Origin of the sequence: Psychrobacter sp. APC 3281, assembly GCF_030407815.1 — a bacterium.
In the GTDB taxonomy this organism is placed as follows: Bacteria; Pseudomonadota; Gammaproteobacteria; order Pseudomonadales; family Moraxellaceae; genus Psychrobacter.
The window spans coordinates 99,963-116,823 of record NZ_JASDCS010000006.1 but is presented as its reverse complement, the minus strand read 5'-3'; the positions used below and the strand labels follow the sequence as shown (position 1 = coordinate 116,823).

Below are 16,861 nucleotides of genomic sequence, written 5' to 3'. Positions count from 1 at the left end.
AGCGGCTAAAAACTCTAAAGCTCCACAATTAGAAAAACACCAAAATAACTGGCTATTCACGCCAGTTATTTTTTGTTGGCTATAACGATATCTAGTCTGCAAATTTATACCAAGATTGTCTCGTCAGTTAACGCGCTCTCTTTCGTCACTCGCAGCACTTCCTCCAATGTCGTGCGACCTTCTATGACTTTACGTAAGCCATCTGCACGTATCGACGGTGTTTGCTGGCGCGCATACTCTTCTAGCTCATACTCAGCCGTATTGCTATGAATCATACGGCGCAATGTATCGTCGATTGGCACGACTTCATATATAGCAGTACGCCCCTTAAACCCTGACTGATTACATTTATCGCAGCCAACTGGCTTGGGCAAACGAATCGACTCACTTGCTATATCTTTGGTATCACTTTTCAGCGTTGACCCAATGCCAATTTCGGTAAACAGCTTGGCTTGCTCGGTATCGGCAGCCTGCCAGCTTTGACAGTGTGAACATAAAGTACGTACCAAACGCTGCGCTACTACGCCAATAAGCGATGACGACAACAGAAACGGCTCAACACCCATGTCCTGTAAGCGAGTAACCGCGCCAATAGCGGTGTTGGTATGTAGCGTCGATAATACCAAATGCCCTGTCAAAGAGGCCTGTACGGCAATCTCAGCTGTCTCTAAATCACGAATTTCACCAACCATCACTACATCGGGATCTTGACGCAGCATTGCACGCAAGCTTTTAGCAAATGTCATATCTACTTTATTATTGACCTGCGTCTGCCCGATACCATCGAGCTGAAACTCAATCGGATCTTCGGCGGTCAAGATATTGCGAGTTTGATCATTTAAATCGGTCAATGCAGAGTATAGCGTCGTAGTTTTACCCGAGCCAGTCGGCCCTGTCACCAAAATAATGCCGTGCGGACGATGGATTAAGCGTTTTAGCTCAGTATAGTCATTATCAGACAACCCCAAATACGTCATATTCAAACGGCCAGCTTGCTTGTCTAATAGACGCATCACTACACGCTCACCAAAGCTCGATGGCAAAGTCGATACACGCACATCGACCTCTCGCCCTGCCAGTCTTAAACTAATACGACCATCTTGCGGCACTCGCTTTTCGGCGATATCTAATTTAGCCATTACCTTAATACGCGAGACTAACAATGGAGCCAGTTGGCGTTTTGGTGTGATGATTTCTTTTAGCTCACCATCAACTCGGAAACGAACGACCAAGCGCTTTTCAAAGGTTTCGATATGAATGTCTGAGGCACTTAAACGGATGGCTTCGGACAACAAGGCGTTGATCAGACGAATGATAGGCGCATCATCTTGTTGATCCATCAAGTCTTCAGTTTCAGGGACGCTATCAGCCAAGCTATCGAGATCAGGATGGTCTTCAAGTCCAGCAGCAATATGCTGCGACTCTCCTGTATTGCCAGCATAAGCTGCGTTCATACGTTTTTCAAAATCGTCCGCGCTAACACTTTCGTAAGTCGGTACACCGCGACTGCCTTGTTGCTGTAAAAACCGTACCGCTTCATTGATCGCTGACAACGGAGTCGCTTTGGTAAGTACCAATATCGGCGGCAATTCCGGATCTATCGCAAGTATGGCCAAAATCTGATGGCGTTTCGCAAAGCTGTATGGCAACTGCATCATAAAGACGGCCCAATAAGTGAGGAGAGGATGAGAAGTACGCAAGCCAAGACATGGTGGATGCCTTGTCCTTAACAGTTCGAATCAAAAAAGACTGCCAGTAAGGTTGCATGAGTTTGTTATAATAGCATTTTGTTTTAGACGGGTATTATTTTATGTGACTGGCGCTTTATACCTATCGCCCAGCACATATTATTACTATCAAAGTTAGCATATCATGCGATTTTTTCGCAGACAGCTTGCCATTGTCTATTACACCTTTTAGATTGCTTAGATTACCCATCATATTTTGTCTGTCCCCTTCTCCCGCTCGATATTAGGATTTTCCGTTATGTCAGAGAACGTTAGCACTACTCATCCAACACCACTTTTACAAGATACCTTTACTGTCGGTAGCCGTACCTTTTCTTCGCGTCTGTTAGTCGGTACCGGTAAATATAAAGACATGACAGAGACTGGAGAAGCTATTGCCGCTTCAGCAGCCGAGATCGTGACCGTTGCTATTCGTCGTGTCAATATTGGACAAAATAGTGATAAGCCTAACTTATTAGATGTGATTTCACCTGAGAAATATACGATATTACCGAATACTGCTGGCTGCTTTGACGCCGAAACAGCCATTCGCACTTGTAAGCTTGCTCGCGAGTTATTGGGTGGGCATAATTTGGTTAAGCTTGAGGTATTGGGGGATGAAAAAACCTTATATCCAAACGTTACGGAAACTTTAAAAGCCGCCAAAGTACTGATCGATGATGGTTTTGAAGTGATGGTTTATACGTCAGATGACCCTATCGTCGCACAAGAATTAGAAAGCATGGGCTGTGTCGCCATTATGCCACTTGGCAGCTTGATTGGTTCAGGACTTGGTCTACTCAATCGTCATACACTTAGCTTAATAATCGAAAATGCTAAAGTACCTGTATTGGTTGACGCTGGTGTCGGCACTGCGTCTGATGCTGCACTTGCAATGGAGCTTGGCTGTGATGGCGTACTGATGAACTCAGCCATTGCCAATGCACAAAACCCAGTAATGATGGCGCACGCAATGAAACATGCTATGTGGGCAGGTCGCGCTGCGTTTTTGGCAGGTCGTATGCCAATGCGTAAGGTGGCTACTGCCAGCTCACCACAGACTGGGTATTTCTTTCAATAAATTGAAGTATAAATGACATAGCATAATAGAGCGTGTTGAGTATTTACGTATAGTGCTGTCAGTGCTATGGTTGATTGCTTAACACGCTCTATAAAATAATAAAAAATGTTATTTGATTGAGTCTCTACTTATTATAATTTTCACATAACACTTATCGTCATAAAAGGATTTATTATGCGACTTCTCACAGCAGTCGACCAGTTGTTTCTACTTCTTGAGTCGCGTAAACAGCCCATGCACGTTGGTGGGTTGTTTGTATTTGAATTACCAGACAATGCAGATAGCGATTTTGTCTATCAATTGGTAAAACAAATGCAAGAGTCTGATGTACCGCCTAGCTTTCCTTTTAATCAGGTACTTGAGCATTTAGCCTTTTGGAAAAAAGACAAAGACTTTGATGTCGAGCATCATTTGCATCATGTCGCGCTACCAAGTCCTGGACGCGTACGTGAACTATTGATGTACGTCTCAAGAGAACATGGACGTTTATTAGATCGTGCCATGCCTTTGTGGGAATGTCATGTCATCGAAGGTATACAGCCAGAAATCGAAGGTGGACCTGAACGTTTTGCGTGGTATTTTAAGATTCATCACTCTTTGGTTGATGGCATCGCAGCGATGCGTTTGGTTCAAAAATCCTTATCACAATCGCCAACCGAACCAGTGACCCTGCCTGTCTGGTCGTTGATGGCGCGCCATCGCAACCAAGTAAACGCTATCTTACCTGCCGAACGATCTATCAGGGGTATCATAAAAGAGCAGATATCTACCATCAAACCTGTATTCACAGAACTGCTAGATAATGTAAAAAACTACGGTGATGAAGGGTACGTCGGTACTTTTGACGCCCCAATGAGTATCTTGAATAAACGTATATCAGCTTCACGGCGTATAGCCGCACAGTCTTATGATATACAACGGTTTAACGATATCGCTGAAAGGCTCAAAATTAGTAGGAACGATGTGGTACTGGCGGTCTGTGCAGGTGCTATTCGTCGTTATCTAATATCAATGGATGCGCTACCAAGCAAACCGTTGATTGCCTTTGTACCGATGTCCCTGCGTACAGACAACAGTATCTCGGGCAATCAGTTGTCGTTTGTATTAGCAAACTTGGGTACGCATTTGGACAATCCATTGCGCAGGATAGAACTCATTCACCGTAGTATGAATAACGGCAAACGTCGCTTTCGCCGTATGAACCAAGCGCAGGTCATTAACTACAGTATCGTCTCATACGCGTGGCAAGGCATTAATTTGGCGACAGGACTGTTTCCTAGAAAGCAGGCATTTAACCTGATTATCTCTAACGTACCTGGCTCTGAAAAACCGCTGTACTGGAATGGTGCTCGTTTGCAATCACTGTACCCCGCTTCTATCGTCTTTAATGGTCAAGCGATGAATATCACTTTAGCCAGTTATTTAGATAAGATTGAGTTTGGCATTACCGCTTGTAGCAAGGCATTACCTCGCGTACAAGATATGCTGATGCTGATAGAAGAAGAGTTGCAGCTGCTAGAAACTACCAGTAAAGAATTAGCATTCAAAGGTATTACCGTCGAAGATAAAAATGACAATAAGGGTAATAATAAAACAAAAAAGCTGGCTCCATAATGGAACCAGCTTTTTTTCATTCATACTCAATCTAGATATTAACTATATCTAGGCGCTAAACGTTAATACCATTAAGGTTAACATTTAGATTGCGTCACCCCAGATTGGTACAACTGTTTGCATCAATGGCTTGAGCAATTTCACATTACAAGCGAAGATAGAGCCTGATGTCATAGAGTTGTGCGCGCCAGTATGATCAACCACTACACCGCGTGCTTCAGTTACGATAAGCTCGCCCGCAGCGATGTCCCAAGGCTTGATAGACATCTCAAAATAACCGTCAAAACGACCAGCAGCAACATAGCACAAGTCAAGTGCAGCTGAACCCATACGACGTACCTGACCACCTGCCTCAGATATCTTCTGTAAGCTCTCAAAGTGCTGTTTGGCATAAGAGATTACTTCGCCATTGCGCTTACGCTCAAGCGGATGACCGGTCGTAAAGAAACCGCCATCAATGGTTTTGCGCTCGCTCACTTGCATACGGCGATTGTTCAAGCGCGCGCCTTTACCGCGGCTTGCTGAGAACATCTCATCACGAACAGGATCATAGACCACACCATGCTGAGTAACACCTTTATGCTGTACTGCAATAGATACGCAGAACTGCGGTACACCGTGGACAAAGTTCTTAGTGCCATCTAGTGGATCGATAATCCAGCACCAGTCAGCATCTTCGCCGCGGCCTTCTTGCATACCGAACTCTTCACCCAAAAATGAATGATTAGGATAGCTGGCTTTTAACGTCTCGATAGTGAGCTCTTCGCTAAAGCGATCAATGCGGGTAACCAAACCATCAAGTCCTTTAGACTCAATATCTAACTCGATTTTGTGGCGGTTTTGATGCGCATATAAAATCTCTTTACCAACTTTTTCAGCAGTACGCGCTGCGATGACGACCATGGGTTCCATAAATAACCTATTTGCTTGATGAATGAATATAAAAAATAAGACTAACTTTGTGCCCACAACATGCCAAACAGCCGCCGCATCACACCACATCTATGCGATTAAAAACGTGTCTCTTATAAACGAAAACTTATAAAAGACACCCGCATTATACTAAAATTGTTCGATAAAAACGAAAAAACCGTCACGCTGACCAAGCCAGTACTTTGGCGATCATCTAAACTGCGCAAGTTGTAAAAAAGTTAGCACCTGCGGCTAGCAGGCGTTTGCTCTGTTTAAAGAGCTTATGTTAGTTTTAAGTAACACATTTTTAACGCATTAATTTTTTAAAATAATATTGTAACGCTAGGAACATTGCTTATGATAAGAGCGTTTTAAGCTGTTTAATTACGCCTTCAACATCTAAACCACAGTCAGCCAATTGTTCTGCTTGGGAGCCATGAGCGATAAAACGATCAGGAATACCGATATTAGCAATAGCTGGACGACTTTGCTTAAAGGCTGCCGACTCGTTGAGCAAATATTCATTCACTGCACTACCTGCGCCGCCCATAATCATGTGCTCTTCTAGGGTTGCTATATGAGTAACCCCTTGCGCCAGTAACGTCTCAAGCATGGCTGTATCTAGCGGTTTTACCCAGCGCATATTGACCACCTGTATCTGGTAATCTAATGCTGCATCGTTATTTGTTAGAGTTTCTGCTGCTTGCTGAGCAATTGCTACCATCGTACCAAAGGCCAATAGTGCCAATTTGTAAGGTGCATCAGCTTTACCTAATACTGACTCTACAACTGCTTCACCAACTTCATATTTTTGGGCTGGCTGCTTAATATCAGCACCTGTGCCTGTACCACGCGGATAACGTACCGCCGTGCAGCCTGGATACTCATAGCAAGTATTGAGCAAATGGTAGCATTCGTTCTCATCTTTTGGCGCTGCAATCACCATATTAGGCACACAACGTAAAAATCCAAAATCAAACACGCCAGCATGCGTGGCACCGTCTTCACCGACTAAGCCCGCTCGATCAATGGCAAACATTACATCGAGATTCTGTAGAGCCACATCATGAATCAGCTGATCATATCCACGCTGCAAGAACGTTGAATAAATCGCGACAATAGGTTTGACGCCTTGAGTTGCCATCCCAGCCGCTAGTGTGACAGCATGTTGCTCAGCGATGGCCACATCAAAGAAGCGCTCTGGAAAATGACGAGCAAAGTCCGTCATCCCTGAGCCTTCTTCCATGGCAGGGGTGACAGCTAGTAGCTTATCGTCTTCGGCCGCTTTATCACATAAGAACTGGCCAAACACTTGCGAATATTTTAACGCTGGCTTTGTACTTGGTTGATTTTTTAGCTGCTCTACAGAGTCAGCTTTAGACGCTTCATGCGCTTTATGATTTTCGACTGGCAACTTACTGATTGCGTGATAGCCCACAGGATCTAATTCTGCTGGCGCAAAGCCTTTACCCTTAGTGGTATAAATATGTACCAATACTGGGCCTTTTACTTGCTTCGCCAGTGACAATACGCGCAGTAGCTCAGGGATATTATGCCCATCAAATGGACCAAAATAAGTAAAACCAATCGCTTTGAATAAGTTGTCTTCTAACTGTGGAACATCGCGCATCTCTTTATGACGCTTGCGGCGATCGAACGCCTGCATATCAGGGCGGTGGCAGAGTACTGGCTCACCTGACTCAGAGATATCAACTTGATAACCTGACTCCCAAAGCATGGCCAAATGCCGTGAAAATCCACCAATAGAGCAAGATATCGACATATCATTGTCGTTTAGGATAACTAGCAAATCAGCGTCTTGCTGTACTGCGTCATTCATGGCCTCAAATGCCATGCCGCCTGTCATCGCACCATCGCCGATGATGCAAGCAACCGTTTGCTCGCGGCCCTGATAACGCAGTGCGAGGCTCATGCCCAGACCAGCTGAGATAGAGGTCGATGAATGCCCTACGCCAAATGTATCGTAGACAGACTCTGCGCGCTCAGGAAACGCCGTCAGACCATCTTTAGACCTGATAGTACCTAGCTGCTCACGGCGACCGGTCAGTACTTTATGAGCATAGGCTTGATGACCCACGTCCCAGACGATTTGGTCTTGCGGCGTCTCTAACAAATAATGCAATACTATGGTCAGCTCAACCACGCCTAAATTGGCACCAAAATGCCCACCGCTCTGACCAGCTGAATACAATAGAAAAAGACGCAATTCATCAGCCAGTGTAATAAGCTTGGCAGCCGAAAGCGTGCTGAGGTCAGCGGGTGTATCAATTGCATCAAGCAATGGCGTATGAGGACGCACACGTGGAATCACAGTATAGGTCTGCTGTAAGCTCGATAGCTGAGCAGCAGAATCCAGCACTGATGTAGATAGGGACTGAGGCTTTGGAGAATGAGGTGACTGCTGCATAAACTGTACGATACCTACCAATCTGCTGACAAGACGTGTCTTTAAAATATAGCGGTGACTACAATCAAAAGACGTCAATAATACCTACATCATTATTGATGTAATCGACCATATAATTATTCATGCAACTTTCGTATTTGTATAGCTGCGCTACTTACGACAGTAGACACGCTAGCACAATAGACTGCGCGTCAATACCAACGTTTTGATATCAAAATATTGATGCTTTTACACTATTGACTACTGAGGGGTGACATTATGCCCTATTATTTTGCATCAATAGCGGATGTTAGTGACGACATAGTAATGTAAGGTTAAAGACTTGTCACTGTATCCGTCAAAATAGTATGGCATAATAGCATTTTTTTTTAATTGTCGCTTTAATCATCGTGCGTCATCTGTGAACTTTGTGTGTTTTTATAAAAAATACAATGAGCACGCTGTCTTTATGAACAGGTTATACTGGTATCATCTTAATCTTAGCAGTAAAGTTTAGGTGACATGCTCATCTCAACTAATAGTTATTTCGAAAACAGTAGTGATCTCGAACAGTAACCGGCTCTAACAGCGCTCATATCAAACAGCAACAACATACTTTTCACCGCCACGACTTTAGGCTTATGTAGGACAGCAATGTCATATCAATTTATCACTAGTGCCAAATTACCCACTCGTCACGGCGAGTTTGATATTCATATCTTTGAAAATAGCGAAGGTCAAGAGCATGTCATGCTGACCGTTGGTCTAACTGTGGTCGATCAACAGACAGATGTCATGGCTAGCCAACCCTTAGACGACATGGTATTGAACCAAAAAGATGAATCTATAGCGAAGCAAGTGCCGCTCATTCGCATTCATTCTGAATGTCTGACAGGCGACGCATTTAGCTCATTGAAATGTGACTGTGGTCCACAGCTCAATACTGCCATGCAAGCCATCCAAGAGTCGGGTTGCGGTGCGATTTTGTATTTGCGTCAAGAAGGGCGCGGTATTGGTTTGACCAATAAGATTCGTGCGTACGCCCTTCAAGATCAAGGACATGATACGTTGGATGCAAACCTAATGTTAGGCTTGCCTGCTGATGCGCGTATCTATGATATGTGTGGTCCTATGCTTGCCCATATCGGGGTCGACGCTGTCAGGCTCATCACCAACAATCCAAACAAAGTTGCTTATCTGACTGAACATGGTATTGATGTTATTGAACGGGTGCCATTGTTGGTCGGTGTCAATGATATGAATGCGGAATATCTAGCAACCAAACGTGATCGTATGGGCCACTTGTTTGATAAAAATATCAATCTTGATATAGACGCTTCTCTCGATACAGACCTTAATACCGCCATACACCTGAATAAATAGATATCTTATGAGTATTACAAATACAAATAACGAAACAGACTTATCAACGGTAGCGTCCGTGACGACGCCAACCAATAACGACATCATGCGAGTGCGCGAATTTTTGGTTGATTTACAAGCACGTATCTGTGAATCGCTAGAAGCACAAGAGCGTGACGGCAGCACTAATAACAACGAGCATGCGACCTTTGTCCCTGATGACTGGGAACGTCCTGAAGGCGGCGGCGGTCGGTCGTGCGTATTGGCAGATGGCGAGGTCATCGAAAAAGCGGGCGTCATGTTTAGCCATATTCATGTACATAACCTTCCTGCTTCTGCGACTGCGCGTCACCCCAATATCGCTGGACGTAAAGCTCAAGCAATGGGTGTATCACTGGTTGTCCATCCCAGAAATCCAAACGTGCCTACGAGCCATGCCAATGTGCGTTTATTCGTAGCAGAAGCGGAAGGCGAAGCACCTATCTGGTGGTTTGGCGGTGGTTTTGACTTAACGCCATTCTATCCAGTACTCGCTGATTGTGTACACTGGCATCAAGTTTGTCATGACTTGTGTGCGCCTTTTGGGGACAATATTTACGCTGATTTCAAACAGTGGTGTGATGAGTATTTCCATCTACGCCATCGTGATGAGCAGCGCGGCATTGGCGGCTTGTTTTATGATGACGTCAGTACTGAAAGTCGTGGCTGGGACTTCGAGACTTGCTTTAACTTTATGAAAGCCGTGGGCAACGGTTATCTTGACGGTATCATGCCGATTTTTGAACAACGTAAAAATACGCCTTATACTGAAGCGCAGCGCGAGTTTCAGCTCTATCGCCGTGGTCGCTATGTTGAATACAATCTGGTCTACGATCGCGGAACGCTATTTGGGCTACAGAGCAACGGACGTATCGAGTCAATTCTAGTCAGTATGCCGCCACTTGCCAGCTGGCATTATCGTTTTGAGCCTGCTGAAGGAACGCCTGAATTTGAGTTGACCGATTATTATCTAAAACCGCGTGATTGGTTAGCACTGTAGTTTTCGTAAATATTAAAAAGGTCAGCTACTATTCGCTGGCCTTTTTTATTGTCAGTACCATCCAAACTAGCCATTCTCACGTTGTTATCGTAAAGAATACGTTGTGTAGCTACCATAAAATCACTGCAACCAACTATAAGCAGTAACAACCAAGTTAAGTTATGCTTATTTAAAATATTACGAGGATATAACAACTATATAATTCCCATCGCGCAGATAACCTTTACAATAGAAGACGTTCTTTATTAGCAACTGTGCTCAAAAGAATTTTAGGCAGTATTTTGTATAACTATATTTTACGACAAAGCGAGCGTTTGTAATCGCGCTTACTATTAGCCAAGTTTAAAGGAGTAAGTCATATGGCACAGGTTCATACCAACAAATCTTTCAAATCTCTGTTTAGCGTTACCTTGATGGCGGCTGCACTGGGTCTAACGGCCTGTAGCACCTCAACAGGATCTAACCCTGACGTGCAAGCGCGTCAAGACACCATGAAAAACTGGGGCGATGCAATGGGCGTCATGGGTGATATGGCAAAAGCACCTGACACATTTGATGCCGATGTATTTAAAGAGCAAGCTGCGTTCTTGGCAGAAGATGCCGCCAAGCCTTGGAGTCATTTTGAAGACCCAGAAGCGGTAGGCAATGCTACTGAAGCAGTTTGGTCTAATGCTGATGGCTTCAGTGCTGAAGCGGAAAACTTTCAAAAAGTCACTGCTGAGCTAAACGCCGCCGCCCAAAACGCCACTAGCATGGACGATGTTAAACCTGCCTTTGGACAAGTTGGTGCAAGCTGTAAATCATGCCATACCGACTTTAGAGCAAAAGACGAATAAGTCTCTATATTGATAGCAAGTAGACACGTATAAAAAAACCGCCATATCAATTAATGTGGCGGTTTTTTAGTTTACTAAACATTGTAGAAATCAAAGTTTTAACACTAAATGAATATTTCACCGAGCGTGCTACTCTGCCACTGTTTTATTCACGTCCATAACGTCTTGCTGCTCGTTCATTTTATTAACGATTGCACTTACTGAAGGGTCACTCAAATCGATCGTACGTATTGGGAATGGAATGTTTACGCCCGCTGCATCCAACGAGTTTTTGATACCTACAATTACTTGATGAATCGAGGCAACCTTATTGGCTTGCGTACCATCTTCGATAAACCAGCGTACCATTAGATCAATGGACGAACCACCAAAACCAGTAGCAATCACGCTTGGCGTTGCTTTCTTCGAGACGCTTTCTATCTTATCTAATGCTTTTATAATCTCAGCTTTGGCCGCTTCAATATCATCTTCATAACCAATACCAACTGCGACTTGCAGACGGCGCTGCTTGTAAGCGGTATTGACGGTCAATGCTGAAGTATAAAGATCTGAATTTGGAATCACCACTTGCCTGCCATCATAAGTCTTGATGGTGGTTGCACGGATTTTGATATCTTCGACCGTTCCTTCATAGTCGCCTGAGACAATCTGATCGCCGATACGAAACGGCTCTGAAATCAGGAGCAAGATACCAGAAAGCAAGTTTTGAAAGATATCCTTAAAAGCAAAACCGATAGCAACGGAACCAATACCGAGCGCGCCAATCAACTTAGCAGGAGTGAACCCCGGCACCGCAATAACCATCGCTATCATAAAACCAATAAAGAAAATAAGCGCCCCACCTACTCGCTGAAACACTTTGACCAAGTTCTGATGCCGACTACGGCTACCTAATAATTTGTGAACAATTTTTTTGAAGACAATCGATAAGAACCAAAAAATTAGGATAACGATAATTGATGCGACAAAATATGGGATGCGTTCAACAAAGCCAACCCATATCTCATTTGCCGAACCAAGGATGCTTTGATAGGTCAATCCATCCGTTGTCGTAGACTGCGCAGCTGTCTCAGCACTCAGTGTCGTTTCTGCCTCAGAGGTAGGCATCTGGGTGATACTCCTTTATTCTATTCATTTCTATTAGCGCACTTATCTTAATAGGTGCTGTCGTTCTGACAATTAGCCCATCAAATCGGCCTGTACGATTTCGATCCAGTAGCCGTCCACATCTTTGATAAAAGCAATGTTTTTCATGCTGCCATCTTCTGGACGCTTTTTGAATTCGACGTTGTTTTTATCAAACCAAGCAACCGCTTCATCCAAGCTTGGAACGCTAAAACAAATATGACCAAAACCTTGTGGATCTTGATTGCCATCATGATAGCTAAAGTCAGCTTTTGTCTCGGTGCCGTAGTTGTGTGTCAACTCCAAGATACCACGTTGACGGAAAGCAAAGATTTCTAAGTCATCGCCAGTTGGCAAGTTTTCGCGCTCGCTCTCGGTCAATTTAGCCAAGAAATATAAATCGAATCCCATGTTAGGGAACTTCTTAACGGCAAGCAAGGTCATGCCCAAGACACCAGTGTAAAACTCTAGTGATTTAACAGGATCTTTGACGCGGAGCATGGTGTGATTAAACGTAAAACCTGTCGTTTGCGTAGAGATTGACTTGACGCCATCTACACTGATACTGCTCACAGGCTGTGCGATGGTCGAATTATTATCGTTAGTAGACATAGTTATCCTAAGGTTATTCAAAAAAGAGTGTTATAAATAAGCGAATCACGACTGTCATGATTCACTGCTGTCTCTCATCATAATAAAAATTGGCAAAATAATTGATAGGGTTTTGTAAGGATATGAACAAAATATGTTCATATTTAGATATATTAGCTGTCTAAGAATCGTACCTTTCCGGTCTCTAGATCATATTCAGCGCCGACTACCAATAGCTGACCACTATTGGTTAAGTCCTCTAATGCACGTGAGCCATGCTTTAGCTGACTGACTGACATACGTACGTTAGCGCGGATAGAGCGGTCGACCAGCTCGTCTGCATCGACGTCTTGACCATTGGCAGTTGCCAATTCGTGTAAGTTATAAACGCTTGGGCGAATACGATCAACGATAGATTGCAAGTTAGGTGAATAGTTCTGCTCAGGGTTAATCAACGTCTCAACGCAAGCCGTGACAGCACCGCACTTCGAGTGTCCAAGTACCACCACCAGTTGCGTACCAAAGGCTTCGGCTGCAAACTCGATTGAACCAATCTGCGATGGTGCAACCACATTACCTGCGACTCGTATAACGAACAAATCTCCCAAACCCTGATCAAAGACAATCTCAACGGGTACTCGTGCATCCGAGCAACCCAAAATAATGGCCAATGGATTTTGATCCTTGACCAACTCTGGACGGCGCTGCATATACTCATCGGTACTGGTGAGGCTATCAACGTAGCGTGCATTACCTGCTTTTAAAAGCTCAAGTGCTTCTTGACCTGTGGTTGGACGTATATCGGTAGGCATGAGAGATCCTTTATCATCAATAATATTAGAGTTATAAGCTGTTTTGCATACATGTATTCAAGCACAGATTGGCTATTTATCGCCAAACTATCAGGCTAGTTATGTTTGTCAGCCATAACGTGATTGTATAGGAATAAAAACCCAAAAACGGTAAAAAAATTTGTCTAAATATCGCTAGGTGAATGTAGTCATATTTAAAAATATAGCTGTATATATCGCTGCTACGATAGTATGACTCGCGTAACTTATAACGAACTTGCACTGACTTATATTAAGGGTTTGTTATAATACGCAGCACTCAGGCAGCATTCAGGCAGCAATCCGAACATGCTTACGCTCATGCCAATCCCTATAATGACAGCCAGCTGCATATAGCTATTGGACGCTTAGGAATAGATATTATGACCGATTTATCTCAAAATACGCATAACACCTCTGCGTCACCTCATGATGATCAGGTGCTGCTGCAACTGACTGGTCTAAAAAAAACTTATGATCAAACCGAAGTCCTAAAAGACATCAACCTTGATATCAAGCATGGTGAGTTTTTGACACTGCTTGGGCCATCAGGCTGCGGTAAGACGACATTACTACGCTTGATTGCAGGCTTTGAGCAGCCGAACGCTGGGGCGATATATTTGGATGGCGTACAGATGGCAGGCTTATCCGCTGATAAACGTCCGGTCAATACCGTATTTCAGCAATATGCATTGTTCCCTCATATGAGCGTCGCCCAAAACGTGGCTTATGGCCTAAAGCTAAAAAAAGTACCAAAAGATGAAATCCAAAGACGTGTTAGCGAGATGCTAGCGATGGTACAGCTAGAGCATTTGGCCAACCGCAAGCCGCAAGATTTGTCTGGTGGTCAGCAGCAGCGAGTTGCCATTGCACGCGCGGTGATTAACCGCCCTAAACTGCTATTGCTTGATGAACCGTTATCCGCACTCGATCATAAACTGCGCCTGCAAATGCAGTCCGAGCTTAAGCGTCTGCAACGTGAGCTAGGCATTACCTTTGTCTTCGTGACCCATGACCAAGAAGAAGCGCTGTCGATGTCAGACCGTATTGCCGTAATGAAAGATGGCACGTTCCAGCAAATCGGTACGCCTATCGAGATTTATGAAACCCCTGCCAATTTGTTTACTGCCAAATTCATCGGCGAAACCAATCTGTTCAGAGCTGAAGTCAAAGGTGTCCATCCAGACCAGCCCGATCGCGATGGCAAAGTGACCAACGGACGTATCGAGGTCGAAGTCTGTGAAGCGCAAGCGCAAGAAGGGCCGACCACCTTACGCAACTTACGTCGTCCCAATTTTGCCAATGACGTGCAAGTGGGTGATATCGTCAATTTACTACTTCGCCCCGAAGACTTACGAATATATGATCCAAAGGATAACGAGCATAGCGGACTGTTAGGCCGTGTCATCGAAAGTAACTATAAAGGCAGCACCTTAGACTCAATTATCGAACTGGCAAATGGTCATATCATTAAAGCCTCTGAGTTTTTTGATGAGGATGACCCGAGCTTTGATTACAAACTAAACGAGGAAGTCAAAGTCTCATGGGTAGATGGCTGGGAATGGGTATTGCCAGAAGACTCTGAAACTGTACCAGACATAACTGCACAAAAGGATGGTAGCTGATGGCCCGCAACCACTTAAGCAGTAAAAGTCCATTTCGTACCGCTACACTTTGGTTAATCTGGGGTTGGCTACTGATATTTGCGCTGTTGCCAAATATCTTGGTCATCGCTGTCAGTTTTTTGACTCGTGATAGCAGTGCGTTTATCAGCTTACCTGTCAGCATCGACAGCTATGTACGGATGATTGATCCGTTGTATTTTGAGGTATTTGTCCACTCATTATGGATGGCAGGTATCACAACGGTTATCTGCTTGCTGCTGGGCTACCCTTTTGCATGGCTAATATCCAAAGCAAAAGTACGTTGGCAGCCATTACTGATGCTACTACTGATACTGCCATTTTGGACCAATTCTTTGGTACGAACGTATGCATTAAAGCTGCTCTTTGCTAACAATGGTTTGATTAACAAATCGCTATTAGCCATCGGCGTAATCGATACGCCAATCGATATTTTATATACGCAAGGTGCGGTGATTGCAGGTTTAACCTACTTGTTATTTCCGTTTATGGTGCTACCGCTATATGCAGTATTTACCGACTTACGCAATGATATGCTATTGGCCTCGCAAGATTTGGGCGCATCCAGAACACAAACCTTTTGGCATGTGGTATTGCCATTAACGACACCAGGGATTATTTCTGGTGTACTGCTCGTGCTATTGCCTGCAATGGGCATGTTTTATGTAGCAGATATCTTGGGTGGTTCGCGTAATTTACTGGTCGGTAATATCATTAAAAACCAATTTCTGGATGCGCGTGACTGGCCCTTTGGTGCGGCAGCTAGCGTTTTGTTAACACTAGCGATGGCGGTATTATTACTTGCCTACCGTGCCAGTAGCCGCCGCATTGGCAAGACTGACTTTAACGAGGTGGCCTAATGTCTTATAGCTCACCGAATAAAAAAATTCGTACGCTCAAGCTTGGCAGTATCGCTGCCAAAGGCTATCTCGGACTGATTTATACCCTGTTGTACCTACCTATTATTGTCTTGGTGGTAATGTCCTTTAATGAGTCGAAAATTGGCTACAACTGGGGCGGCTTTAGCTTAAAGTGGTATGAATCACTATTCAATAACCAAGCAATGCTCGATGCGTTTTGGCACTCTATTGTCTTAGGATTGGTGGCGGCCACTGTCTCGACTTTGATAGGCACGCTTACAGCGTTGGCGTTACACCGTTATAATTTTCGTGGTAAAGGCTTATTAAATGGATTGCTATTTGTCCTGATGATGTCGCCTGAGATTGTATTGGCTATTTCATTGCTAGCACTGTTTCTATTGATTGGTTTGCAATTGGGCTTCGTCTCACTGCTATTGGCACACATTACTTTTTGCCTGCCTTTTGTTGTGATTACCGTCTTTGCACGATTAAGCAGTTTAGATGAGCGATTGATGGAAGCGGCACGCGACTTGGGTGCTAACGAATCAACCATGGTGCGCACCGTATTGATTCCCGTTATTTTGCCAGCCGTCATGGCAGGTTGGTTGCTAGCTTTCACTTTATCGCTAGATGATGTAGTGGTGTCGACCTTTGTCACAGGGCCTAGCTATGAGATTTTACCGCTACGCATTTATTCTATGGTACGCGTAGGACTCAAGCCAGAAGTCAACGCCATTGGTACGTTATTGCTGGTTGCTTCACTAGTATTGGTCGTTATCTCACAGTTGCTATTACGCAAGCGCTAGATGTTGATTACTGACTAATTGCTTATGA

General features: G+C 44.2%; 14 protein-coding genes. 8 read left to right on the top strand and 6 right to left on the bottom strand.

Translation table 11 applies throughout. The annotated features are described in order from the left end of the window. Window positions 1–104 precede the first annotated feature (104 nt). Window positions 105–1,658 carry a type II secretion system ATPase GspE gene (gspE, locus tag QL886_RS06035; protein WP_290177991.1) on the bottom strand — a complete coding sequence of 518 codons (1,554 nt, stop codon included), beginning with the start codon at window positions 1,656–1,658 and terminating at the stop codon, window positions 105–107. Window positions 1,659–1,986: 328 nt separating this feature from the next. Between gspE and QL886_RS06030 the strand changes: the two genes are divergently transcribed. After that, the gene (locus QL886_RS06030) at window positions 1,987–2,808 is read left to right on the top strand and encodes a thiazole synthase (protein WP_290177990.1); all 822 of its coding nucleotides are present in this window, start codon (window positions 1,987–1,989) and stop codon (window positions 2,806–2,808) included. A 174-nt stretch (window positions 2,809–2,982) separates the two neighbouring features. Then, window positions 2,983–4,422 carry a wax ester/triacylglycerol synthase family O-acyltransferase gene (locus QL886_RS06025; protein ID WP_290177989.1) on the top strand — a complete coding sequence of 480 codons (1,440 nt, stop codon included), beginning with the start codon at window positions 2,983–2,985 and terminating at the stop codon, window positions 4,420–4,422. A gap of 84 nt (window positions 4,423–4,506) precedes the next feature. Here the strand turns inward: QL886_RS06025 and QL886_RS06020 are convergent, their stop codons facing one another. Both QL886_RS06020 and dxs read right to left on the bottom strand, forming a co-directional pair. Further along, window positions 4,507–5,334, bottom strand: coding sequence for an inositol monophosphatase family protein (locus QL886_RS06020; RefSeq protein ID WP_057758174.1), 828 nt, complete (start codon window positions 5,332–5,334; stop codon window positions 4,507–4,509). A gap of 355 nt (window positions 5,335–5,689) precedes the next feature. Beyond that, window positions 5,690–7,762, bottom strand: coding sequence for a 1-deoxy-D-xylulose-5-phosphate synthase (gene dxs, locus QL886_RS06015; protein WP_290177988.1), 2,073 nt, complete (start codon window positions 7,760–7,762; stop codon window positions 5,690–5,692). Window positions 7,763–8,395: 633 nt separating this feature from the next. Between dxs and ribA the strand changes: the two genes are divergently transcribed. The 3 genes from ribA (at window position 8,396) to QL886_RS06000 (ending at window position 10,978) form a co-directional block, all read left to right on the top strand. Further along, window positions 8,396–9,124: a GTP cyclohydrolase II gene (gene ribA, locus QL886_RS06010; protein WP_290177987.1), complete on the top strand. Its 729-nt coding sequence runs from the start codon at window positions 8,396–8,398 to the stop codon at window positions 9,122–9,124. A 58-nt stretch (window positions 9,125–9,182) separates the two neighbouring features. Further along, entirely contained in the window at window positions 9,183–10,142 is a 960-nt protein-coding gene (gene hemF, locus QL886_RS06005) for an oxygen-dependent coproporphyrinogen oxidase (protein ID WP_290178131.1), read from the top strand. Between the two features lie 359 nt (window positions 10,143–10,501). Next, entirely contained in the window at window positions 10,502–10,978 is a 477-nt protein-coding gene (locus tag QL886_RS06000; protein WP_057758167.1) for a cytochrome c, read from the top strand. A gap of 129 nt (window positions 10,979–11,107) precedes the next feature. On the opposite strand, the gene QL886_RS05995 is transcribed toward QL886_RS06000, so the two are convergent. The 3 genes from QL886_RS05995 to QL886_RS05985 all read right to left on the bottom strand — a co-directional run bounded on the left by QL886_RS05995 (window position 11,108) and on the right by QL886_RS05985 (window position 13,506). Next, on the bottom strand, window positions 11,108–12,085 hold the full coding sequence (locus QL886_RS05995; RefSeq protein ID WP_290177986.1) for a mechanosensitive ion channel domain-containing protein: 978 nt from the start codon (window positions 12,083–12,085) through the stop codon (window positions 11,108–11,110). Between the two features lie 72 nt (window positions 12,086–12,157). After that, window positions 12,158–12,715: a lactoylglutathione lyase gene (gene gloA / locus QL886_RS05990; RefSeq protein ID WP_290177985.1), complete on the bottom strand. Its 558-nt coding sequence runs from the start codon at window positions 12,713–12,715 to the stop codon at window positions 12,158–12,160. 152 nt (window positions 12,716–12,867) lie between these two features. Continuing rightward, entirely contained in the window at window positions 12,868–13,506 is a 639-nt protein-coding gene (locus QL886_RS05985) for a carbonic anhydrase (protein ID WP_057758161.1), read from the bottom strand. 401 nt (window positions 13,507–13,907) lie between these two features. Between QL886_RS05985 and potA the strand changes: the two genes are divergently transcribed. Genes potA through potC form a run of 3 tightly spaced genes read left to right on the top strand, consistent with a single transcriptional unit; the run spans window position 13,908 to window position 16,833 of the window. Further along, on the top strand, window positions 13,908–15,149 hold the full coding sequence (gene potA / locus QL886_RS05980) for a spermidine/putrescine ABC transporter ATP-binding protein PotA (protein WP_290177984.1): 1,242 nt from the start codon (window positions 13,908–13,910) through the stop codon (window positions 15,147–15,149). Beyond that, a complete protein-coding gene (gene potB, locus QL886_RS05975) occupies window positions 15,149–16,027 on the top strand; it encodes a spermidine/putrescine ABC transporter permease PotB (RefSeq protein ID WP_290177983.1) in 879 nt (292 codons plus the stop codon). Before potA ends, potB begins: the two co-directional genes overlap by 1 nt. Next, window positions 16,027–16,833: a spermidine/putrescine ABC transporter permease PotC gene (potC, locus tag QL886_RS05970; protein ID WP_290177982.1), complete on the top strand. Its 807-nt coding sequence runs from the start codon at window positions 16,027–16,029 to the stop codon at window positions 16,831–16,833. The genes potB and potC overlap by 1 nt, the downstream gene beginning before the upstream one ends. The last annotated feature ends 28 nt before the right edge of the window (window positions 16,834–16,861 follow it).

Coding starts and splice junctions, on each gene's coding strand:
- gspE (WP_290177991.1), bottom strand. CDS start 1,658: ATGATGCAGTTGCCATACAGCTTTGCGAAACGCCATCAGATTTTGGCC.
- QL886_RS06030 (WP_290177990.1), top strand. CDS start 1,987: ATGTCAGAGAACGTTAGCACTACTCATCCAACACCACTTTTACAAGAT.
- QL886_RS06025 (WP_290177989.1), top strand. CDS start 2,983: ATGCGACTTCTCACAGCAGTCGACCAGTTGTTTCTACTTCTTGAGTCG.
- QL886_RS06020 (WP_057758174.1), bottom strand. CDS start 5,334: ATGGAACCCATGGTCGTCATCGCAGCGCGTACTGCTGAAAAAGTTGGT.
- dxs (WP_290177988.1), bottom strand. CDS start 7,762: ATGCAGCAGTCACCTCATTCTCCAAAGCCTCAGTCCCTATCTACATCA.
- ribA (WP_290177987.1), top strand. CDS start 8,396: ATGTCATATCAATTTATCACTAGTGCCAAATTACCCACTCGTCACGGC.
- QL886_RS06000 (WP_057758167.1), top strand. CDS start 10,502: ATGGCACAGGTTCATACCAACAAATCTTTCAAATCTCTGTTTAGCGTT.
- QL886_RS05995 (WP_290177986.1), bottom strand. CDS start 12,085: ATGCCTACCTCTGAGGCAGAAACGACACTGAGTGCTGAGACAGCTGCG.
- gloA (WP_290177985.1), bottom strand. CDS start 12,715: ATGTCTACTAACGATAATAATTCGACCATCGCACAGCCTGTGAGCAGT.
- QL886_RS05985 (WP_057758161.1), bottom strand. CDS start 13,506: ATGCCTACCGATATACGTCCAACCACAGGTCAAGAAGCACTTGAGCTT.
- potA (WP_290177984.1), top strand. CDS start 13,908: ATGACCGATTTATCTCAAAATACGCATAACACCTCTGCGTCACCTCAT.
- potB (WP_290177983.1), top strand. CDS start 15,149: ATGGCCCGCAACCACTTAAGCAGTAAAAGTCCATTTCGTACCGCTACA.
- potC (WP_290177982.1), top strand. CDS start 16,027: ATGTCTTATAGCTCACCGAATAAAAAAATTCGTACGCTCAAGCTTGGC.